The following is a 21,246-nucleotide window of genomic DNA, read 5'->3' on the forward strand; positions in this document are numbered from 1 at the left end:
ATGTCTTCTTTTTGTCCCAAATTTAATTAGTCTTGAATGTCGTGAACGACACCAGCACCAACAGTACGACCACCTTCACGGATAGCGAAGCGCAAGCCTCTGTCCATCGCGATTGGGTGAATCAATTCAATTTCAACAGTCACGTTATCTCCAGGCATTACCATCTCTTTACCTTCAGGCAGTTTAACTGACCCGGTAACGTCGGTAGTACGGAAATAGAATTGCGGACGATAATCATTGAAGAATGGAGTATGGCGACCGCCTTCTTCTTTCTTCAATACGTATACTCTCCGCTTTAAACTTACGGTGAGGTTTGATCGTGCCTGGTTTAGCCAGAACTTGACCACGCTCAACATCTTCACGTTTGGTTCCACGCAACAAGATACCCACGTTATCACCAGCTTCACCTTGGTCAAGCAGCTTACGGAACATCTCAACACCTGTACAGGTGGTTTTTTGCGTATCTTTAATACCAACGATCTCGATCTCTTCACCTACTTTCACAACACCAGTTTCAATACGGCCTGTTACTACGGTACCACGACCGGAGATAGAGAACACATCTTCAATTGGCATCAGGAATGGTTTATCCAGTGGACGTTGTGGCATTGGGATATAGCTATCAACAGCATCCATCAATTTTCTCACTGCATCAGCGCCAATCTCAGGATTTTTACCTTCAAGCGCACTCAATGCAGAACCACGGATAATAGGAATATCATCTCCAGGGAAATCGTACTTGCTAAGCAATTCACGAACTTCCATTTCAACCAGGTCTAATAACTCAGCGTCATCAACCTGATCAACTTTATTTAAGAATACCACAATCGCAGGTACACCCACCTGACGTGCAAGCAGAATGTGCTCACGCGTCTGTGGCATTGGGCCATCGGTTGCACTCACAACCAGGATTGCTCCATCCATTTGCGCAGCACCGGTAATCATGTTTTTTACATAGTCGGCGTGTCCTGGGCAATCAACGTGTGCATAGTGGCGATTCGCTGTTTCATACTCAACGTGTGAAGCGTTAATCGTAATACCACGCTCTTTTTCTTCTGGGGCTTTATCGATTTGATCGAATTGAATTTTAGTACCCAATACGTTTGCGATAGCAGCTGTCAATGTCGTCTTACCGTGGTCAACGTGACCAATGGTTCCAACGTTACAGTGCGGCTTATTACGTACGAACTTTTCTTTTGCCATAACTACCTACCTACTTAAAACCTTCTTTTTAACCTAGTTATTCTTTTTATTCTCATTGCATTTCTGCGTATTTAGTATTCTTCACTCGCCTTGGAGCGGGTGAAGGGAATCGAACCCTCGCAACCAGCTTGGAAGGCTGGGGCTCTACCACTGAGCTACACCCGCGAAAGGCATGCGGTTATCCTTATATGCAAAACCTCTGTGCCTCTTTCTTATGGCCTGCCACCCGAAGCTCGTAGAGCGTAGGGTGGTGGAGGGGGCAGGATTCGAACCTGCGTACGCATAAGCGGGCAGATTTACAGTCTGCTGCCTTTAACCACTCGGCCACCCCTCCTCGAAGGAATAAGAGACCTTTTTGAAAACGGGGCTTTCAAGCTGTTTTGCAATAACCTCAGCACGCAGAATTATCTACGTAGTGGGTTGCCCTTTTTAAACCATCCGCTATGATATGTCAACGAATAACTTTAACCTTTTTGAGAAAATTAGAAAATTATGGCAAAAAAAACGCAGTTCTCGTCTTCCTCTTCTTCGCGCTCTTATTGGATTTATGGCAAACACGCCATCATAGCCGCGGTTTCTAACCCCTTGCGTGTCTGCCGCAGGCTGGTTGTCACCCAAAATGCCCTTACACAGGGTGACGCACTGTTAGCCCAATGCCTGGAGCGGAAAATCCCTTATGAAATCCTAGACCCCAAGCAATTTTTGCGGTTTGTGCCCGAATCAGCCGTCCACCAAGGCCTGGCCTGCGAGGTTGAGCCCTTGCCTTTACTTGATTTGCGTGATTATTTAGCCATGTCCGAGGCACAAGAATCGCCGGCAAAACCAGAGATTCTTGTCTTGCTCGACCAAGTCACTGATCCCCACAATGTTGGCGCCATCTTGCGTTCCTGTGCTGCCTTTAAGGTTGGTGCCCTGATTGTTCCCAAACATCACTCCCCGGATGAAAATGCCGTTATTGCCAAAACAGCCTCCGGTGCCCTGGACATGGTTCCTTTAATTACCGTCACTAACCTCAATCAGACCCTTGACCAATTAAAGGACTATGGTTTCTGGTGCTTTGCCCTAGATGTGCCCGCCACCCAGGATATTACCAAGGTGAAAGGATACGATAAAATTGCCCTGGTCTTAGGTGCCGAGGGAAAAGGCATCCGTCCCAGCACACTGAAGCATTGTGATGTGATTGTGCAGATTCCTATTATCAGTGCGATTGGGAGTTTGAATGTATCCAATGCCGCTGCGATTGCGTTATATGAAGTGTCGAGGGTTTGAATCAGCGCAAACGCCGGGCTTCCTCGCGGCGCTTGGCACACGTAGCGCTTGGCACTCGCTTCCCTTCCTACCACCCCAGAAACATGTTAAAATAGCCTGAATCTGCCCCTCCTCCCAGCGGTGGGAAGAAGGAAAGGAATAGTCGGAGTCGTGGTTTTACTTTTTCTCGGGTATCAGCACTTTAGGCTCTTCCATCGGCTTTTCATCATTATCACCTTCCTTGGAGAACACCCCATCCGGTGCTGCGCGTCGGTGATAGGGAAGAACCGAATGGCGCAAGAGAATAATCGATATACGATCATTTTCTGGCGCGTTGGGCTCCTCGGGTTTAAGCGGCTCAAAGTCAGCTTTGCCGACAACTCTGGCTACTTGTTCTTCGTCCAGCCCGCTTTCTTGCATAAATTGGCGCACAACATTGGCTCGATCTGCCGACAACTCCCAGTCCGTATACCCTTTGCGGAGGGCATTGGTAATAGTGGTATGACCATTGATCGACAGGTAATTAGGCACAAACCGGACGATATCCGTGATTTTAGCCAGCATTATTTTAGCATGCGGATAAAGTGTTACCCCACCATAACGAAACATCGGACGATTTTTTTTATCGGTTATCTGAATCCTTAAGCCTTCTGGCGTTTGGTCAATGATAATTGAGTCCATCAATTCCTTCAATTCTCTGTCTTTTTTCAAAGCCTCACTGATATTATTTTCAATCAAGTTAAGCTGTTGCTTTTCCGTTTCTTCATTCTCCTGTGATTGATCTTCTGGCGCTTGAACAATAGGCCCTGTATGTGCAGCACCATTGGTAATAGAAGGCTTTGCCATCGCTATTTCTTTGGTACCCTCCTTACCCATGGCCTTACCACCTTTGAAACCAATCCCCAGCTCTCCCTGGACACCGGTGGTTGGAGCAAAATAATCAGAAATACCGTGTAAGGTTTCTTCTGATGACGTTGATAACAGCCACAGCAACAGGAAAAATGCCATCATCGCTGTCACAAAATCGGCATAGGCCACTTTCCAAGCCCCACCATGATGGCCATGTTCGCCTTTTTTAATTTTTTTTACGACAATAGATGGTCCAGCCATATCCAACCTAACATTCTGACAGTTATTTTTCGCCGCCTGAGCCATTAATAATTTGATCTAATTCACTAAAAGACGGACGAATTTTATCAGGGATTATTTTACGGGCCGTTTCTACTGAAATCATAGGCGCATTCCCCTGCACATGGGCGATAATAGCCGCCTTGACCACCTGCAAATAGGTTCCCTTGGCGGTTTGATATTTTTTGATGAACGCAGCCATCGGCGCCACAAATCCATAGGAAATAAACACTCCCATAAAGGTTCCAACCAACGCGCCCCCGATTAAGTGCCCCAAAACTTCCGGCGGCTCAGTAATACTACCCATCGTATGAATAACCCCCAATACCGCGGCAACAATCCCAAGTGCGGGCATTCCATCGGCCATATTCGAAAGCGATGTTGCCACTTCGTCATAATGGTGATGGTGTGAATCGAGTTCTCCTACCATTAAATCTTCTAACTGGTAGTGGTTATCCACGCCCATCGTCAACATCCGTAGATAATCACAGACAAATGCCACATTGTGATGGTCGCCTGCGAATTTAGGATATTTGGTGAATAATTCACTGGACTCCGGTTTGTCGATATCCGCTTCAATTTGTAACATGCCTTTGGTTTTCATCACTTTAAATATGTTATAAAGAAATCCCAGCAACTCACTATAATCACTCTTGTTATAAGGCGTACCTTTAACTAGGTTTTTTAAACTGTGCAACGCGTCTTTAATGATATGGCTTGGGTTGCCAATGATAAACGCACCGAAAGCCGCACCAAAAATAATAACAAATTCAAAGGGTTGCCATAACACCCCCATATGGCCGCCATTGCCCATATAGCCGCCTACCACGCACCCTATTACTACTATTAAGCCGACAAAAAAAAGCATGACACCCCCACACGTGCGCAACCGTAAGACAAAGAGACTTAAGAACATTCATCATGCTTGTGAATGCATAAAAAAACGTTAAAATGAAGCTTTAATAAAAGAGATCATCATGCCCGTCAGCTCAGAATTATTTCGGCAAACCCTTGGACAATTTGTGACAGGGATTGCTATTGCTACCTGTGCTTCGGTCGATAAAAATCCTATTGGGATTACGATTAATTCCTTTACCTCAGTATCGCTGGATCCGCCACTTGTTCTTTTTGCCTGGATAAACGCGCGCATTGTCATCGGGATTTTATGCAAGCCGCTTTTTTTTCCATTAATATCCTGGCATCCACCCAGCAATCGCTGGCGCAGCATTTCGCCGGCCCTACCAGTGAACGCTTTAAGGAGATCGATTACAGCCTGTCATCCCTTCAAACGCCTCATATTCCAGACGTACTGGCCTCTATTGATTGCTCCCTTTATCAAATCCTGGAGGGAGGCGACCATCACATTGTCATTGGCTGCGTTCAGCAGGCTCAATCACGTGTTGATTTAAAGCCTCTCTTATATTACCGTGGTCAGTATAACGCACTCAGTTAAAGGTATATCATGATGAAGATTGGCATCTTTGGTGCAACGGGCCGTATGGGCAAGGAGCATATCAGGGAAATTTTGCAAAATCCGGATGTTTCACTTTCCGGAGCGGTTACTGCCAGTGGCGATCCACTGATTGGCCGTGATGCCGCCTTGCAGGTAGGTCTGCCCGCATGCGACGTTTTAATCAGCGACAACGCCGAAGAACTGTTTAAAGCAGCAGACGCAGTCATTGATTTTTCCACACCTGAAGCCAGCCTCATATCGGCGCAACTAGCCGCTCAGTACAGAAAGATCCTGGTGATTGGCACAACTGGATTTTCTGATGCCCAATGGCACGTCCTTCAATCCTACGCCAACGAAACACCGATTATTTGGTCATCCAATATGAGTGTTGGCGTCAACCTTCTCTTTGCCTTAACCGAACAGGTTGCCGCAATCCTGGGGGAAGAATTTGATATTGAAATTGTTGAAATGCACCACCGTCAAAAAATAGATGCCCCCTCAGGAACGGCACTTTCGCTTGGAAAAGCGGCCGCCAAAGGTCGCAATCGCCATTTCAACGACGTAGCTAAATTGTCACGCGAAGGGATTGAAGACATTCGTCCGCGCGGAGAAATTGGTTTTGCCACCTTGCGTGGCGGCGATGTCATTGGCGACCACACAGTAACCTTTGCTGGCATGGGCGAACGCATTGAACTCACACATAAAGCATCCAACCGCACCATCTATTCAAAGGGAGCTGTGCGCGCCTGTTTATGGGCACGCCAAAAAGCACCTGGGCTATATGCCATGAAAGATGTCTTACAAGGAAATACCCATGGGGCATGATCCAGTAGTCATTCACCAACCCTCTGATGTTGAATGTATGCGTAAAGCAGGTGCGCTTGCTGCATCCATTCTGGATTTTATCATTCCCTACGTAAAACCAGGTGTCACAACGGATGAACTCAACACGCTCTGCCACGATAAAATCAGTGCGCAGGGAGCCATTCCCGCACCGCTCAATTATCGGGGGTTCCCTAAATCCATCTGTACTTCGATCAATCATGTGATTTGCCACGGTATTCCCGATGACCGTAAATTAAAAGACGGCGATATACTGAACATAGATGTCACCGTTATCCTCGATGGTTGGTATGGCGACACCAGCCGCATGTATTTTGTTGGCCAGGATATTCCCATTAAAGGTAAACGCCTAACCCAAGTCACCTATGATGCCATGATGAAAGGCATTGAAGCCGTTCGCCCGGGGGCGACTTTAGGCGATATCGGTCATGCTATTCAAAGCTACGCCGAAGAAAATGGCTATTCGGTGGTTCGCGATTATTGCGGCCATGGTATTGGCAAAATTTTTCATACCCAGCCTAACGTACTGCATTACGGCAAACCGGGTCAGGGTATGGTGCTGGAAGAAGGTATGTTTTTTACTATTGAACCCATGATCAATGCCGGCAAACACCATACGCTGTTGATGAAAGACGGTTGGACCGTTATCACCAAAGACCGCAGCCTTTCTGCACAGTTTGAACATACACTCGCAGTAACCAGGGATGGGTTTGAAATTTTTACCTTATCGCCGCAAGGATTGTTTTGCCCACCTTATTCGTAGAAGGGAGCGTCCTCTTGTCTTTCTTTTCTTCCTCTCAGGGAGGGGGGAGAAGGAAAGGCAAGGCTGGGTTTTTCTCTTTTAAGGCTTAGTACTGCGTTACTCTCACACCACCCCAGATTCATGCCCAAAAGCATGAATCTGCCCCTCCTCGGAGAGGAGGGTAGAAACTCAAGATCTAAATAGAGGTTCACCACCCATGCCCCCCCATTACCCCTTCCAGATCGGCGATGACATTGATTTATCCATTATAAACGTCAGTGGTCAGGGACTAGGGTTTGGATTTTATGAAGGCTTTAAAATCTTTGTTCCATTGACCCTCAAAGACGAGAGGATCAACGCCACCATCGAAACCATCACCAGCAAATTTATCCGAGCCCGCTGCAACAAGCGTCTTATTCAAAGTCCGCAACGAGCAACTCCCCCCTGCCCTCATTTTGGCACCTGTGGCGGCTGTCAATTACAGCATTTAACCTCACAGGGCTATACTGCCCTAAAACAACAATGGGTAGCAGAGTCGATCAACCGCGCCGGTTTTTCTACAGCAGCCATTTTACCGCTTTACGAAGTTGGTCTGGCAAAAAGAAGGCGAGTGGTCTTTAAAATTACCCAAACCGATGGCCAATTCCAGCTTGGTTTTTTTCAAGAATCAACGCATCATGTCGTTGATATTCATACCTGTCTTATTGTTAAAGAACCACTACTCACCTATGCACTCGCCCTTAAGGAATGGCTGCCGCACCTTGAATGTGGAGCTGCCATCGATGAAATTCATCTGACGTATCATGCGTCCGCTAACGTCATGGATGTTATCTTCCATGCCCATGTGGCGCTCAGTAGCCACGATAAAAAAACGATTACTGATCGTTGCGCAACACTCCATCACCGACAACGGCTTACCTGGCAATCGAAGCATACCACCATCACCATCCAGGATTATCCTGTTACGCTGACGCTCGGTGATGCCGAAGTTTCGGTTCCCCCGCTGGCCTTTTTACAGGCCACACACGAAGCACAAACGGTGATGACCGATTTTATCATGCGTACCCTAGCCTCGTTGCCGGCCGCATCGCTCGTGTATGATCTTTATTCTGGTTGCGGCACGTTTAGTTTTCCATTGTTGCAAGCCGGGTTTACGGTCATGGCGATTGAAGGTTCTGCTGATATGGTCTTTGCCATGAAGCAAGCTTTATCGCATATGGACCCATTACATCATCGTTCCTTAAAAGCACTCAAGCAGGATCTCTATCATATGCCGGTGGCAGCCACCAAACTCAAAGAAGCCAAAGCCATTGTCATTAACCCACCACGCAACGGCGCAGGTCCACAAATCCAGGAAATTGCCCATTCGCACGTACCACATGTCATTCTCGTTTCTTGCAGCTTAAGCAGCCTGGAGCGCGACAGTCACTCACTTAAAGAAGCTGGCTACCGACTCGAATCGCTCCTTGCCATTGACCAATTTTACTGGACACGTCATACTGAATCCATTGCCTATTTTTATCGTCCTTAGCAACATTGACTATGAACCGTAACCTCTATCACATTCTGGCCCATCGACCAGCCCTTGAGGATTTTGAAACCAACACCGAAACCGAAGAGTTGGCACAACGCTTGGTAAGATCCGGCTTGTTGCGTATTGATACGGGGGATAAAATAAATTTTGTCCGCTATTCCTACCCATTTGGCGCATCGTATGTGATTTTCAGTTACCGCCAACTGTATGATCCACACCTGGTTATCAACACGCGCAACGTGCTACGTTATATTTTAAAGAACCAGCAAACGCACTCTGTCAGTGAGGGGCAACTGGATGAAACCATTCAGCGTTTGCGTTATGAAGTGGATAAATCGCCACACATTACCGAAGAGATCGAGCTAAAAATTGCCCGGGCCCTGGTTCAGGCAACGCATCCCGTTGTCCTTTATTTATTGCTGTGGGAAGAAGTCGAAATGTTCGTTACTTACAGCTATTCCATTGGTGATTTGCTTGATGTTCAATCATGGGAATCCCTGCGCTGGAATAATGGTATGCAAACGACCTATGGCAAAGATTATGCTATCTTTGTTTCTGCCGATGGCGACCCTTTTGATGAAAGCAAACCCGGTGCTACCCAAGGTGATGGCACACCCGCGCTGGCGCGATTGATGATAATTGCGGCACAGGAGATGGGGCATTATTCCGATATCATCCGCGACCGAGCCGGTAATCCTATCAGCCGCCATTCCACCAATCTGAATGCCACTAACCCAAAACGCGCTTGCCGCCAGGCGCGTTATCAGGATAAACAACATATGCAGATGGTGCTGCAAAAGGCGCGTAAAAAGGGATTATCGCGATTAGTCGAAGAGCAAAAACAATATCAATTTTATAAAGAACAGCATTTGCACTGGCTAAAGCGTGCTTTTATCAAATGGCATTATAAATTAGGCCTGCAATTTTTCTTCTTGCGCTGTTCGTGTCATAAAATAGGATTTCTAGGCAATTTACCACGACAACTACGTACGCCCCTTGGGATTGAAGATGCCATTGGCGACATGATTTTTAATATTGAACCCAAAGCCGATGCCTATGATAGTCCCAACGCAAGTGTTCGCGAAGCCCTTGCCTGCGTAGAGGCCATGGCGCGTGTACCGCAGCAGGTACAAAAATGGGGGCATCCTTTTGTTCGGCAAACCATGCCTAATCTCTATCATATGTATTATCACGAGGTTATTCCTTCCTGTGTTAAAGCATATGAAATGATATCGGGGGCTAAATTCAGGCGCAAGCGCGATAAGCAGGCGTTTAAAAAACGGTTTGTTGGGTATTTTCATTATCTATGGCGGGTAGCCAAGGATAACCGTAGGCGACGAAAGGTAAAGAGTGAGGAGTAACGGCTCCATTACTTCAACGAAATAATGATAGAAGCGTTGTTGAGAAGACGCTGGATCCCCGACCCAAGTGGGTCGAGGATGACGGAGTTTGGGGAAAATGCTTTATTGCGCGACTAGCGCATAGCGCAACTCTATTACTTCAATGAATAGGGTGGTTGATGCCTTTTACAGGCTACTCTTCGTTGTTCTTCAACGCATTCAACGTTTGTTCATCTAATACAAACTCAGAAGCAGCTTTATTTTCCTGGGTGATACGGTCGTGGATTTCTTTACGCAGAACCGTGGAATCAGGCGGAAAGGAAAAACCAAGTTTAACCGTTTTTCCGCGGACTTCCAAAATCTTAACTTCAATATTGTTATTGATGATCACCGATTCATCTGTTTTACGCATGAGGTAAAGCATAGTAAGCCTCACATTGATCGGTGATGAATTGAAATTGTCTAAAGCATTACCCTGGAAGAAAATCACAGGCAGTGGTGGTAGTTTTTGACTATGAAGTATCACCCGAAAGCGATACTTAATGATGTCTTTAAAAGGAGGTAATCCAGCCACAGGTTCCCCTACGGCTACCTTGTTACGACTTCACCCCAGTCGCTGACCCTACCGTGGGCGGCTGCCTCCTTGCGGTTAGCTTGCCGACTTCGGGTAGAACCAACTCCCATGGCGTGACGGGCAGTGTGTACAAGACCCGGGAACGTATTCACCGCGGCATGCTGATCCGCGATTACTAGCGATTCCGACTTCATGCTCTCGAGTTGCAGAGAGCAATCTGAACTGAGATGGCTTTTGGAGATTTGCTTCAGCTCGCGCTTTCGCTTCTCTCTGTCACCACCATTGTAGCACGTGTGTAGCCCACCCTGTAAGGGCCATGATGACTTGACGTCATCCCCACCTTCCTCCGGTTTATCACCGGCAGTTTCCTTAGAGTCCCCGGCCGAACCGCTGGTAACTAAGGATGAGGGTTGCGCTCGTTGCGGGACTTAACCCAACATCTCACGACACGAGCTGACGACAGCCATGCAACACCTGTGTATAGCCCAGCCGAACTGAGCCCTATGTTTCCATAAGATTTAGCTATCATTCAAAGGGTGGTAAGGTTTTTCGCGTAGCATCGAATTAAACCACATGCTCCACCGCTTGTGCGGGTCCCCGTCAATTCCTTTGAGTTTTAATCTTGCGATCGTACTCCCCAGGCGGAGAGCTTAACGCGTTAGCTACGACACCAACTAAAAGCTGATATCTAGCTCTCATAGTTTACAGCGTGGACTACCAGGGTATCTAATCCTGTTTGCTCCCCACGCTTTCGCACCTTAGCGTCAGTAATAGCCCAGATGGCCGCTTTCGCCTCCGGTGTTCCTCCTAATATCTACGAATTTCACCTCTACACTAGGAATTCCACCATCCTCTACTATTCTCTAGCTTATTAGTTTTGAATGCAGTTCCAGGGTTAAGCCCTGGGATTTCACACCCAACTTAATAAACCGCCTACGTGCGCTTTACGCCCAGTAATTCCGAACAACGCTCGCTCCCTCCGTATTACCGCGGCTGCTGGCACGGAGTTAGCCGGAGCTTCTTCTGCGGGTACCGTCATTATCTTCCCCGCTGAAAGAGCTTTACAACCCTAAGGCCTTCATCACTCACGTGGCATTGCTGGATCAGGCTTTCGCCCATTGTCCAATATTCCTCACTGCTGCCTCCCGTAGGAGTTTGGGCCGTGTCGCAGTCCCAATGTGGCTGATCATCCTCTTAGACCAGCTATAGATCGTAGCCTTGGTAGGCCATTACCCTACCAACTAGCTAATCTAACGCGGGCTCATCTAATAGCGGCTTGCGCCTTTCCCCCTTAGGGATTATGCGGTATTAGCCATCGTTTCCAATGGTTATTCCCCACTATAAGGTAGATTCCCACGCGTTACTCACCCGTCTGCCACTGACAGAATCCTCTAGCAAGCTAGAGTCCTTATCCGTTCGACTTGCATGTGTTAAGCATGCCACCAGCGTTCGTTCTGAGCCAGGATCAAACTCTCAAATTTTGAATTTAACGTTGCACTTGTCTCGAATGAATCAAAGCAAGATGCAACATTTGTTTTATTGCACCACTGCCAATGATTTTCTTCTGGTTTGCTTTATGAACAATTTCAAAGAACTTCGCCGCTTTTAAGTTTGTCGCTCATTGCGGCGTGGATGGCTAATATAACGCTTACTGACACCCCTGTCAACTGCCAAATTCACTTTTTTTCGATTTATTTTATATCCCATTGAAATCTATAGATTTTTTATTTTTAGGAGTGGCGTTGGTGGGTGGGAAAACGTTTTTTTTGCTTGTTCCATACCCTTATATACAGGATATATGCAGGACTTGAGTGAGCATTGTGCTCGTCACTCAACGTCATAGCACTCACGAATTATCACAATTGTTATCCAAAACTGAGTAGCTATCAAAGAAATGGATAAGCCCCCCTTCCTCGCAGGACACAATGGTGTCCAATATCAAGCTTCACCCTTGTTTTTTAACTGTGACATGTTTACACACGTTCCCTTATTTTTAGATATTCTGGGAGTATGAGCTCTTGGATGGTACGGAGAAATGGTCTAGGTATAGGACGCGCTTCTTAATATATCCATCCTTATCTCTGTAAGCTGAATGGCCGTTAAACAAGCAGCGAATTAGCTCCCGATAAACGGTACACACCGGACGGCCGATCACTGAGCAATCTTTACTCTTTCATCATAACTTAATGGCTATATCTTTTCATACGCAACATTTTTTTGATTATCTGTCTTTAACAACAAACATCATAAGGTGTTGCACTTCATTTTAGAACAGGACCCGTCATACACATTGATTAAATAAATCTATGCTCCTTTTCAAGGCATAATTTTTGCTTCATCGAGATTAAGGTTTCCTTTGATAGATGCAGCTTTGAAATATATGTTATTTTATATATTTTCTCCATAGTGCTGCGTGGGTTAGTAGTGGAAAATAAGAGCAAGCACATGAGTAATATTCAAAAAAAGTCCAGGTCTGGTAGACTGTATGATTCACGATCATTCATACTTCGTGACTTGCACCTGCATGCCGATATATTTACCTGGTATGTAAAAAAAAGCCTGGGACTTCTCCCAGGCTTTTTTAGTTACTATATGATCAATAACAAATTGGAAATACTAAACAATAGCCATAAGATGATCAGCTTGTCTAGCTCCTGAAGTCATGTAAGTAGAAATTCCTGCTGAAGGAACTTTTTTAGCAAGTTCAGTATTTCCAGGTTCTATCGTCATGTGCAATGAACCATTTCTTATCAGGGGTCTCAAACCAGTCCAAACCGCATTGGCATCGCCACCAATGTTTACTTCACCCATTGTACCATTAGCCCGTCTTTGAAAGAATAGACCTGCATCATGAGCTGCTTTGAATTGTCCCTTTGCAGCGTCACTATCCATATCGTCTTGCAACGCCAAACTCTGTTTAAAAACTTCAATCGTCATAGTTTCCCGCACTGGTGGAACCACCTCTGGAGGTAAAACGCCCAATATTTTTCTCATCACACCATCAGCTACTCGTCTTCCTTTATAATAAACTTCGGCATCAGGATGTGCTAATTCGTCTACAGAAGGATATGGCTTTGGCGGTTGATCTTCATCTACTACCACTGAAAAATGCTTAAGCTTTCCTACGACTACATTTTCACGCTGGGCGGGAGTAAGGGTAACTATATCACTAGGAAGCCGGTTAAGCAAGTCCCTATCTTGTTCGTTGAATCCTAATTGCTTAGCTAACGTATTCACAGACAAAGATGGTAAATTTTTGTTGATATCAATGTCAGCCCCTCTTTCCTGCCTAATTTTGGCCCCAACACGTGCCTTATGTGGCCCATAATGAGAGGCCGTCACTCCAGCAAGAGTCACTCCGCCAACGACTAAACAAGCAATACCAATTGGTAGCGCATAGGGCGCAACAAAAGGAACCATCATGGCAAGTACGATTGCGCAGATACCGAAGACAGCGAGTCCTGCAGCACCAATAGCTAATTTTTTGTGTCTAAAACCCTTCTCTTTGGCGGGGTGGTTCCATCCCCAGTCAGCTTCTGCGGCAGCTCCTTGGTTTTTAGCTGCTTCTAAGCCGGTCCTTCCTACAGCCATAGCTCCTTTTTTAATCCCTTCACCAACTTTATTACGCATATCAGTTCTCCTTAAATGCTTTAGAATCTGTTAATCTTTGAATGCTATTATACCCTGTTCCATCGTGCATGTCAATTACGAACCACTTTAATTCTTTATTATTACAATATTCAACAATACTGAAGCAAGTTCCTTCATTATAGTGTCAAAATGAAATAAACTCCCTTGGTCTCCAGCCTTGGATATTTCGGATAATAGTGGCAAGGAAGTCAATAGCCTTACTGATTCGTCAGCTGCCCATTGTTGAGCACCTCCTTCACCAAATACATGCAGTTTTTGGCCATTATCCAAGGGAACATAGGCCATATTCTCGACAAGTCCAATGATTGGAACCTGCAGGGCCTTAAACATCCGTGCTGCTTTTTTTACATCAAGCAAGGCCACTTGCTGGGGGGTGGACACTAAAATAGCGCCCGTGAGTGGATAATTTTGTGCTAAATGTAAAGGCACATCGCCAGTACCGGGGGGCAAATCAATCAAAAGCACATCCAACTCGGGCCATTTGGTTAGGCGTACCAATTGATGAAGAGCCTTAATGACCATGGGGCCGCGCCAGATCGTGGCGTTTTCTTCAGGAATTAAAGCCCCCATCGACACCACATGGATGCCATTGACTTCTTCAGGGACAAGTTGATTCCCCTCAACGCGATGCTGCGCGGTGATTCCCAGCATTTTGGGAATAGAAGGGCCGTAAATATCTGCATCGACAATCCCGACGCGCAACCCTTGCTTTTTACATGCAGCTGCCAACATCACCGTAACGCTGGATTTTCCTACCCCACCTTTACCCGCACCAACCGCAATCATCGACGCAATACCTGGAATAGGTATTTTTTTAGAGTCCGATGACTGTCGTTGCAGTGATGGCTCCTTGTGGGACTGCACCGGGGCCTGGCCCGTCAACGCAATGGTTACCTGCCCTATAGAGGCAATATTCTTTAATTGCTCGCTACAGGCCTGGCGAAGATATTCCGCCTGTTCCAGGCTATGTCCGCGTAATTCAAGCGCAAAACCTATGTCATTGCCCTTTTGAATCACCGCCGAAATCATACCCGTTGCAACCAGATCATCTCCAGTCAATGGATCACGAATTCCCTTTAAATATTGTTTAATTGTCTCTGAAATAAACGCCATACCTTGAAATCTCTTTGCATTTCCTTTACATTAGACAGGCATACTATCATATTTCGCTTCATAAGGAAATCACACTATGGCAGTCAAAGGCCCTTGGGGCAATCAACCCTCCTCCCCGCAGCAGCCCAAACAACCACCCAAATCCCCGCCAAGGGGCCCACAATCCAGCAATAGTTCTCAGGATTGGGATGAGTTTATCAAGCGCAGCCAAGACCGGTTTAAAGGAATGATGGGGAATCAGCGCCCCCACGATAATCCCGTGAAATTATGGACACTTGGCATTTTAATTGCCGTTGTTTTATGGTTATTCAGTGGTTTTTATATTATCCAGCCAGGCGAGCGTGGCGTTATTTTACGCTTAGGTAAGTTTGAGCGCACCACCACCCCAGGGGCTAATTACCATTTACCAACACCGCTTGAATCTCTGCTGCGGGTCAATGTTGAGAAGGTCAATACAGAAGCCGTAGGCTTTAGCAGTAATGGCACCTCCGGCAGGCGTAAATCAAACACCCAAAGTGAAGCCGATGAAAGCCTGATGCTCACTGGCGATGAAAATATCGTCGATATTAACATGGAAGTGCAGTGGAACATTAAGAACGCCAAGGATTATTTATTCAGCGTACGGGATGAAGCCGCCGAAAACACCATTAAAAGCGCCGCTGAAAGCGCCGTGCGCGAAGTCATCGGCCGTATTACTTATACCGATGCACTCCTGGGTGAGACCCGAGCCGAAAATGCTTTAGCCATTCGCAAGCAGATCCAGGAAATTTTAGATTCCTACCATATGGGCGTGAATGTGCTGACCATCCAGATAAAAAAAATTGATCCTCCAGCAGAAGTGATCGATGCGTTCCGCGATGTACAGTCAGCCCGTGCCGACCGCGAAAAGGACATCAACCAAGCAGAAGCCTATCGCAATGATATCCTGCCGCGTGCCCGTGGTAATGCCGCCAAAATTACCCAGGACGCCGAAGCGTATGAAAAAGCGTTACTGGCTAAATCCGAAGGTGAATCGCAACGGTTTGAATCGGTGGTCAGTGAGTACCAAAAATCTCCGCAGGTCACCAAGGATCGCATGTATATCGAAACACTTGAGTCAATCTATGGCGGCATGAATAAATTGATGGTGGATAAGCAGGCAACAGGCAATGGCATTATGCCATATCTTTCACTGCCTGAACTCACTAAAAAATCGCCATCGCCATCCTCATCACCCAGCAACTAGAAAACCGGAGAACACCATGCGTCGTCATTATGTTATTTTAGCTGCCATCGTCTTTCTTTTACTGGTGGCGTTTGACAGCCTCTTTATTGTTAACCAAACCGAACAAGCCATTGTGATTCGTCTAGGCCAGGCCGTTGCCAACCGCTCACAACCGGGGCTCAAGGCCAAAATTCCGTTCCTTGAACGTATTTTATTCTTTGATAAACGGAAGCTTAACATCGATATCCGCCTTGATCCCGAAGAGGTGATTGCTTTAGATCGCAAACGCGTGATTGTCGATGCGTATGCCAAATACATTATTGTTGACCCGTTGTTGTTTTATAAGACCGTTGGGAATGAACGCGGCTTGATGATTGCCTTTAACCCCATTATGGATTCGGCCATCCGCGAAGCCGTGGGCCGGGTAAACTTAATTGAGCTGTTATCGTCTAAACGTGCCATGGTCATGCAAAATATCATGGCCATTGCCAATGACCGCGCCAAACGTTTTGGTATTAATGTGGTGGATGTCCGGATTCGCCGCACCGACTTACCGCAAAGCAACAGCGCCTCTATTTACCGACGTATGCAGACTGGGCACGAAAAAGAAGCCCAGAAAACACGAGCCGAAGGAGCCGAACAAGCTCAGCGTATCCGTGCTGAAGCCGAACGTGACCGCGAAATTTTGTTAGCCGAAGCCGAAAAGGACGCGCAGATTGTCCGTGGCCGTGCTGAAGCTAAAGCGACCTTGCGTTACGCCCAGGCTTATGGCAAGAATGCCGATTTTTATGCGTTCTATCGCTCTATGCAGGCTTATCAGAAAACATTGAAAACAGACGATACAACCATGATTATCTCGCCAAGCGAGCCGTTCTTTAAATACCTTAACCAGGGTGCAGGTAAGTAGGTTTAGTCTCAGGCGCTGTCATGAGGCCATGCGTAGCATGAAGGGCATTACGCTGGTCACGGAATCAGGGTTGTGCAAGGCCACCATTTTAAGCAACGGCCGCCTGCATAGAAAAGTTTCGAGGGCCCCTATAAGGCTATCGAAACAGTAGGTGTTGCGCAGAGTGAAGCGGATGAGGCTATAGCGCTCCTACCTGTCCGACTCCTCTCCCAGCAACCCAATATTGTACGCATAGCAATGTGCTTGGGCCGTTCATGGATAGAGACGCTGTTTGGTCAACGTGCAGCGCCAGTTCCTTTAAATTGCCTCAACTGAGAGATCTTTACTCTTGAATAGTTGAGCGTATTTCGATAGAATCAACAGGTACATATCCTATTGTTTTCTATAATTTTTTGAATAACCCTTCCCAAGAAAGGGATCGTGGTTTTCAATCATGTTTATAGAATCCTATATTTCCCATTTTACCAACGTTTGAGATTACCCCCATGAAAAGTCATCTTACCATCATTGATGCGGCATTAGGCTATGTATTCGATCATGAAACCGACCCAGCAGCGGTTGAAGATGCCTGCGATCCCCGGATACCCCTTCCCGCCACCCATCCCTATAAAATGATACGCGCTGTACTTGACCAACCCAGGCTACTGGGTCCGCTTACCAATATGGGAGCCATTAGCAACAGTCAGGCAAGGCAGGCTATTTTATCGGTTATTCATGGCTATGTCCCCCTGCTAAATCAATCCCGTCTACGTGAGTATTACGACCAACATTACCCCGATCAAGATAGGTTGGTAGGAGACCATAACACCACTACGGTCAGCCCGGAAATATTATCATGGCACGAAAAATGGCGCTATTTTAAGGAAAATGACTCAAGCGATGCTGTCATCATCGATACATTGTTAGCATCTGAACCCGCCAGGCAATATGGTATTTCCAAAGAATTTGCCCAGCGAATTGGCGCTGTTAAATTATGTCTTGGCCTTAGTGAACAAGGCATTAGCACCTTTTATCGCCTTGGGCTAGATGTAGAAACGATTTCAGATGCATTAGAAACAATAGGCCTCTACCGTCTTGATGCCCTGATTAACCACCCCGAGCTTACCTTATGGCATGTAAAGCACCTTAGTATTTACCAATTGCGTGGCATGATTGTTTATGGGTTATCGTATCAGCAGGTAGAAAAAAATTTCGGCGACCATACGCTGCACGGTTTATTCCAATTAGTGATAAAAGGTTCTACGGTTGCTGAAGCTTTTGCTAAGTGTGAGGGTTTAGATCGATATGAAACACTGGCAGTAACCGAGTTTGGATTAGGCAGGCATCAAGTCACTTCCAACGTTAAACGCGCCAATTATCAAAATATAACATGCGAGGCTTTTTGCCGAATCATGCTAGATATGCACGATAGCCAACCACCAGTCGATCACATTTTTAAAACAGTTTGTGCTGCAAAACTGGGGGCAACACAAGCACTTTGTTTGGGACTACCACTCAGCGAATTAACCCCCAAAATCAGTGACGGCCCCAAATATGAAGCCTTTGTGTTCCTTGCAAACAGCCATAAGCAAACACCACCTGCACAGCTTTGGAACACCATTAAAGATCGTCCTTATGAATATCACAAGGCCATCGTTAAGGGATTTACCCTTGAACAGATTGACTCTTTAAAGGATGACACACTGAATGATCCTTATCTTCGCATCCGTGCCGCCACGGTTGAAGCTGAGACGCAATCCATCGAGCCCAACGACCATGAAACGCTCAGCAAGCTATGTGAAGAAATAAAACCATTAACCGTAGCAGCGCTAACGTCCATTTTCAAAATGGCCAATAGAGCCAGGATCGCGAAACAGGCTAATGTCGCTCTTTTGATGTAGGCCCAGTATTTATTTTATTCTGCCATGAACTTGGAATTTTGGTGGTTGAGCTATGTTCCTGTGCGTGGGGATTTGCTTTTTGTTGCCACGTTTTCTCCGTCTGCTGTTGTCGTTCCAACTCTTCTATTTTATGCGCAACCTGCTGTTTAAACCCTTCTAGTGTTACATCGTTGGTTGCGCTTACTATCTGTTCAGGAGTATGGTTTTCGATAAATGCTGCGTTTCGCTGATACGTTCGCTCAAATTTATGATCGAGCCGCCTATTTTGTTTGCTGCCTTTTCCATCCTCCATAAGGCTACTTCGATGCTGTTCAAATGCGGCTTTTAAATCTTTGCTTTGCTCTGTAGCCCCGACTTTTGTGCCTTTCATTTTTGCATAAATGTCTGCTTCATCGACATCCAGCTTTTCAACGATAGTGTTTCTAAGTATTGATGCTTGAGCACTCCGATACATCCGTGCCGGAAAAGTAACAGCATAAACCTGATGGCGATTACCCTTTTTATCTTTGATGCTTTCTTCTTGCGTTATATGTTGCTTCACATACTGTGTCAGAGGACGATCCCCTGACATCTCAGGTGATGTATATTTTTCTGGCAGGTATTGTTCACTACTCAATAGTTCTGATACTGAATTATTCGCAAAAACAGAACATCCTGTTTTTGAGTGCTGCATTTTTTTATCGCTATAATAGGTCGCTACCTTAGGAGACAATTGACTTAAGCTGCCCAATACTTTTTTATCCGGACGATCACCGAGTGAATCAACCCAGTATAATTCGTTTTTATCTTTGCTAATCTCAAACATGGCTGCTACGTTGTGGCCATCTTTGTGAAAAACAAAAGGAATAGAAATGGAAGCATCTCCGACATGTTGTGCCAATTGAGCAATCTCTTCGACAAATGAGTTAAACTCTTTTTCATGGATATAACTTGGTAATAACGTATTGTGACGGTCAATCTTTTTAAATAGATCTTCATTTTTAGCCGCAATTGCTAACTTCATCATTTCTTCTGGCATCCCTGGGGGATCTTTATTTTCGAGATGAAAAAAATATTTATTCTTAGCTAAATAAATGGCTTTCTTACCTTTTTCATAGGCATTAATAATGCCTTCGTGGTTGGATTTTTCTGCAATCTGAACCGCAGTCATCCCTGCGTTATTAAGCATACCTATATGCTCCATTGATTTTCCAGACATCAGAGCCATAAACATATCGGATTTATCCAGTCGTGCTGCGTAATGAAACGGGGTATTTTCTTCATGATCAGTCACCTCCACACAATTTGGAAAATAAGCGCTGATGAATAGGCCAATCTCAATATTATTAGTTTCCACTGCGTAATGCAGAGGTGTCTTACCTTCTTTATCCACGATGTTGGGGTTAACAAATTGAGTCAAAAAGGAAAACGTGTGATGATCTGCATGTTCCGTGGCAAGATGAAGTGCCGTTTTTCCGTCTGCATTTTTGGCGTTAGCCACATCTTGGGGTAAAAATCTTACCATTGCCATCGCTATGACGAAATTTTTATTTTTCAGGGCAATATGCAAAGGAGTATCGCCATCCTTATTAACAACAGCAAGTGAAAAATAATCTTTTAAGTGATTGAAGGAACCAACATCGGCATGAGCAGAGGCCCAACACATCATGGGTTCTCCCATTTCATCTATTCGACTAAAGATTTTGGGATCCTTTTTTTTGTATTCTTTTAATTTTGTCAACAACACAGACATTTTATGATCTGTGATCATTTCCTGAATTCCACTTGCAATTAATTTATCATTTTCTTTCATAAGATTGCCAATACTTAACATTATCTATATAAAAACGATCAATATATTCACAGTAGCATAAAATTGTTTAAAATTTGCTAACTCCCCCCCCCCAAGATGACAACATATACACCTTCATTCTCACTCTTTTTAAGCAGGATGAGCCAACGGCGAGTAGGGGGTGGGTGATTATGCTCTCTTTTGCCCTATACTATCGCCTCTATCATTATCTCTACATGATAACCGGGAGCCGCCAGTTTGGCTTCAACGGTGGCTCTTGCAGGCGCCTGCCCTGCTACGACCCACCCGTCCCACGCCTGATTCATCTGAGCAAACGTGGATATATCACTAAGCCAAATATTCGCTTTCAGGATACGGGTTTTATCCGATCCCGCCTGGGCAAGGAGCGCGTCAATCTGTTGCAAGATTTCCTGAGTCTGTTCAAACACCGATTTCCCTATCATTGCGTCAGCAACAATACCCGCAGTATAGATTCTATCTCCATAAATAACAGCTTCACTCATACGTGCACCGGGTTCAACGCGGCGGATATTGGTCATGGTAGGCCTCCTTAGGCTTCGTTTGTGTTGATTATCAGGAAGAAATAGCCTTCTTTCCTAACAGTTAGGGGATTATATGAATAATCCGATGGAAG

Annotated in this window: 16 protein-coding genes, 2 tRNA genes, 1 rRNA gene and 1 pseudogene; 9 read left to right on the forward strand and 11 right to left on the reverse strand. The window is 45.7% G+C overall.

Going from position 1 to position 21,246, the window contains the following annotated elements; all coding sequences use genetic code 11:
* Positions 1-26: 26 nt before the first annotated feature.
* The 3 genes and pseudogenes from tuf to IPP74_03710 form a co-directional block, all read right to left on the reverse strand.
* Positions 27-1,203 (reverse strand): annotated as a pseudogene (gene tuf / locus IPP74_03700) (elongation factor Tu).
* A 91-nt stretch (positions 1,204-1,294) separates the two neighbouring features.
* A tRNA-Gly gene (locus tag IPP74_03705) sits at positions 1,295-1,368 on the reverse strand.
* Positions 1,369-1,451: 83 nt separating this feature from the next.
* Positions 1,452-1,537, reverse strand: a tRNA-Tyr gene (locus tag IPP74_03710).
* 158 nt (positions 1,538-1,695) lie between these two features.
* On the opposite strand from IPP74_03710, the gene rlmB reads away from it, so the two are divergent.
* Positions 1,696-2,472, forward strand: coding sequence for a 23S rRNA (guanosine(2251)-2'-O)-methyltransferase RlmB (gene rlmB, locus IPP74_03715; protein ID MBL0318395.1), 777 nt, complete (start codon positions 1,696-1,698; stop codon positions 2,470-2,472).
* 156 nt (positions 2,473-2,628) lie between these two features.
* Here rlmB and IPP74_03720 read toward each other — a convergent pair whose 3' ends face one another.
* Both IPP74_03720 and motA read right to left on the reverse strand, forming a co-directional pair.
* Positions 2,629-3,561 (reverse strand): OmpA family protein, encoded by a 933-nt coding sequence (locus tag IPP74_03720; GenBank protein ID MBL0318396.1) that lies wholly within the window; start codon positions 3,559-3,561, stop codon positions 2,629-2,631.
* Between the two features lie 22 nt (positions 3,562-3,583).
* Entirely contained in the window at positions 3,584-4,447 is an 864-nt protein-coding gene (motA, locus tag IPP74_03725; GenBank protein ID MBL0318397.1) for a flagellar motor stator protein MotA, read from the reverse strand.
* Positions 4,448-4,556: 109 nt separating this feature from the next.
* Here motA and IPP74_03730 point away from each other — a divergent pair, with 109 nt between their 5' ends.
* From IPP74_03730 to IPP74_03750, 5 genes are all read left to right on the forward strand, one after another.
* Positions 4,557-4,988 carry a flavin reductase family protein gene (locus IPP74_03730; GenBank protein MBL0318398.1) on the forward strand — a complete coding sequence of 144 codons (432 nt, stop codon included), beginning with the start codon at positions 4,557-4,559 and terminating at the stop codon, positions 4,986-4,988.
* 56 nt (positions 4,989-5,044) lie between these two features.
* Positions 5,045-5,857 (forward strand): 4-hydroxy-tetrahydrodipicolinate reductase, encoded by an 813-nt coding sequence (locus IPP74_03735; protein ID MBL0318399.1) that lies wholly within the window; start codon positions 5,045-5,047, stop codon positions 5,855-5,857.
* The gene (gene map, locus IPP74_03740) at positions 5,847-6,638 is read left to right on the forward strand and encodes a type I methionyl aminopeptidase (protein MBL0318400.1); all 792 of its coding nucleotides are present in this window, start codon (positions 5,847-5,849) and stop codon (positions 6,636-6,638) included. The genes IPP74_03735 and map overlap by 11 nt, the downstream gene beginning before the upstream one ends.
* Before the next feature lie 196 nt (positions 6,639-6,834).
* Complete coding sequence (locus IPP74_03745; GenBank protein ID MBL0318401.1) at positions 6,835-8,148, forward strand: class I SAM-dependent RNA methyltransferase; 1,314 nt, start codon at positions 6,835-6,837, stop codon at positions 8,146-8,148.
* An 11-nt stretch (positions 8,149-8,159) separates the two neighbouring features.
* The gene (locus tag IPP74_03750; GenBank protein MBL0318402.1) at positions 8,160-9,512 is read left to right on the forward strand and encodes a DUF2748 family protein; all 1,353 of its coding nucleotides are present in this window, start codon (positions 8,160-8,162) and stop codon (positions 9,510-9,512) included.
* 172 nt (positions 9,513-9,684) lie between these two features.
* Here the strand turns inward: IPP74_03750 and IPP74_03755 are convergent, their stop codons facing one another.
* From IPP74_03755 to IPP74_03770, 4 genes are all read right to left on the reverse strand, one after another.
* On the reverse strand, positions 9,685-9,915 hold the full coding sequence (locus tag IPP74_03755; GenBank protein MBL0318403.1) for a carbon storage regulator: 231 nt from the start codon (positions 9,913-9,915) through the stop codon (positions 9,685-9,687).
* A gap of 130 nt (positions 9,916-10,045) precedes the next feature.
* Positions 10,046-11,546 (reverse strand): 16S ribosomal RNA (locus IPP74_03760).
* A 1,135-nt stretch (positions 11,547-12,681) separates the two neighbouring features.
* Positions 12,682-13,695, reverse strand: coding sequence for a hypothetical protein (locus IPP74_03765; protein ID MBL0318404.1), 1,014 nt, complete (start codon positions 13,693-13,695; stop codon positions 12,682-12,684).
* A gap of 87 nt (positions 13,696-13,782) precedes the next feature.
* A complete protein-coding gene (locus tag IPP74_03770) occupies positions 13,783-14,829 on the reverse strand; it encodes an Mrp/NBP35 family ATP-binding protein (protein MBL0318405.1) in 1,047 nt (348 codons plus the stop codon).
* 76 nt (positions 14,830-14,905) lie between these two features.
* Between IPP74_03770 and hflK the strand changes: the two genes are divergently transcribed.
* From hflK to IPP74_03785, 3 genes are all read left to right on the forward strand, one after another.
* Positions 14,906-16,054 carry an FtsH protease activity modulator HflK gene (hflK, locus tag IPP74_03775; protein MBL0318406.1) on the forward strand — a complete coding sequence of 383 codons (1,149 nt, stop codon included), beginning with the start codon at positions 14,906-14,908 and terminating at the stop codon, positions 16,052-16,054.
* Between the two features lie 16 nt (positions 16,055-16,070).
* Complete coding sequence (hflC, locus tag IPP74_03780; protein MBL0318407.1) at positions 16,071-16,940, forward strand: protease modulator HflC; 870 nt, start codon at positions 16,071-16,073, stop codon at positions 16,938-16,940.
* A gap of 485 nt (positions 16,941-17,425) precedes the next feature.
* Positions 17,426-18,820: a hypothetical protein gene (locus IPP74_03785; GenBank protein ID MBL0318408.1), complete on the forward strand. Its 1,395-nt coding sequence runs from the start codon at positions 17,426-17,428 to the stop codon at positions 18,818-18,820.
* On the opposite strand, the gene IPP74_03790 is transcribed toward IPP74_03785, so the two are convergent.
* Together IPP74_03790 and IPP74_03795 are read right to left on the reverse strand one after the other, a co-directional pair.
* Positions 18,798-20,612: an ankyrin repeat domain-containing protein gene (locus IPP74_03790; protein MBL0318409.1), complete on the reverse strand. Its 1,815-nt coding sequence runs from the start codon at positions 20,610-20,612 to the stop codon at positions 18,798-18,800. The genes IPP74_03785 and IPP74_03790 overlap by 23 nt on opposite strands.
* Before the next feature lie 185 nt (positions 20,613-20,797).
* Positions 20,798-21,151 (reverse strand): RidA family protein, encoded by a 354-nt coding sequence (locus IPP74_03795; protein MBL0318410.1) that lies wholly within the window; start codon positions 21,149-21,151, stop codon positions 20,798-20,800.
* Between the last annotated feature and the right edge of the window lie 95 nt (positions 21,152-21,246).

This window comes from Alphaproteobacteria bacterium, assembly GCA_016722515.1.
GTDB lineage: Bacteria > Pseudomonadota > Alphaproteobacteria > Rickettsiales > JADKJE01 > JADKJE01.

Coding starts and splice junctions, on each gene's coding strand:
- hflC (MBL0318407.1), top strand. CDS start 16,071: ATGCGTCGTCATTATGTTATTTTAGCTGCCATCGTCTTTCTTTTACTG.
- IPP74_03745 (MBL0318401.1), top strand. CDS start 6,835: ATGCCCCCCCATTACCCCTTCCAGATCGGCGATGACATTGATTTATCC.
- map (MBL0318400.1), top strand. CDS start 5,847: ATGGGGCATGATCCAGTAGTCATTCACCAACCCTCTGATGTTGAATGT.
- IPP74_03790 (MBL0318409.1), bottom strand. CDS start 20,612: ATGAAAGAAAATGATAAATTAATTGCAAGTGGAATTCAGGAAATGATC.
- hflK (MBL0318406.1), top strand. CDS start 14,906: ATGGCAGTCAAAGGCCCTTGGGGCAATCAACCCTCCTCCCCGCAGCAG.
- rlmB (MBL0318395.1), top strand. CDS start 1,696: ATGGCAAAAAAAACGCAGTTCTCGTCTTCCTCTTCTTCGCGCTCTTAT.
- IPP74_03730 (MBL0318398.1), top strand. CDS start 4,557: ATGCCCGTCAGCTCAGAATTATTTCGGCAAACCCTTGGACAATTTGTG.
- IPP74_03735 (MBL0318399.1), top strand. CDS start 5,045: ATGAAGATTGGCATCTTTGGTGCAACGGGCCGTATGGGCAAGGAGCAT.
- IPP74_03785 (MBL0318408.1), top strand. CDS start 17,426: ATGAAAAGTCATCTTACCATCATTGATGCGGCATTAGGCTATGTATTC.
- IPP74_03795 (MBL0318410.1), bottom strand. CDS start 21,151: ATGACCAATATCCGCCGCGTTGAACCCGGTGCACGTATGAGTGAAGCT.
- IPP74_03770 (MBL0318405.1), bottom strand. CDS start 14,829: ATGGCGTTTATTTCAGAGACAATTAAACAATATTTAAAGGGAATTCGT.
- IPP74_03755 (MBL0318403.1), bottom strand. CDS start 9,915: ATGCTTTACCTCATGCGTAAAACAGATGAATCGGTGATCATCAATAAC.
- IPP74_03765 (MBL0318404.1), bottom strand. CDS start 13,695: ATGCGTAATAAAGTTGGTGAAGGGATTAAAAAAGGAGCTATGGCTGTA.
- IPP74_03750 (MBL0318402.1), top strand. CDS start 8,160: ATGAACCGTAACCTCTATCACATTCTGGCCCATCGACCAGCCCTTGAG.
- motA (MBL0318397.1), bottom strand. CDS start 4,447: ATGCTTTTTTTTGTCGGCTTAATAGTAGTAATAGGGTGCGTGGTAGGC.
- IPP74_03720 (MBL0318396.1), bottom strand. CDS start 3,561: ATGGCTGGACCATCTATTGTCGTAAAAAAAATTAAAAAAGGCGAACAT.